Raw genomic sequence first — 436 nt, forward strand, 5'->3', positions numbered from 1 at the left:
AAAGATCGGCGTCAGATGCTGAATGCCGTGCTATGGGTTGCTCGAACGGGAGCGCCATGGCGAGATTTACCGAGTACGTATGGTCCTTGGTCTTCTGCCTATAGTTTTTTCTGGCGGTTGCAAAAAGCAAATATTTGGAATGAAATCTTGAAGCATGTCGCCATCGAACCCGACTGGGAGCAAGTGATGATCGATGCCACCATCGTCCGTGTCCATCAGCATGGAGCAGGCGCAAAAGGGGGCAGGAACGGCAAGCCATCGGACGTTCGCGCGGAGGATTAACCACCAAAATTCATGCCATGGTGGATGCACTTGGCTATCCGCTGCGTTTCGAATTGACGCCAGGACAAGACCACGATTCGGTCACGGGCTATCGCCTTCTTCATGGACTGGACGTTTGCCCGGGAGAAGTGTTAGCGGATCGCGCCTACGATAC

At 53.7% G+C, this 436-nt stretch carries 2 pseudogenes; both read left to right on the top strand.

The window, feature by feature from the left end:
* Positions 1-91 (top strand): annotated as a pseudogene (locus L693_RS32270) (transposase); the annotation flags it as partial.
* A gap of 71 nt (positions 92-162) precedes the next feature.
* A pseudogene (locus L693_RS32275) lies at positions 163-436 on the top strand (transposase); the annotation flags it as partial.

Source organism: Paenibacillus sp. 1-18, assembly GCF_000520755.1.
Classification (GTDB): Bacteria; Bacillota; Bacilli; order Paenibacillales; family Paenibacillaceae; genus Paenibacillus; species Paenibacillus brasilensis.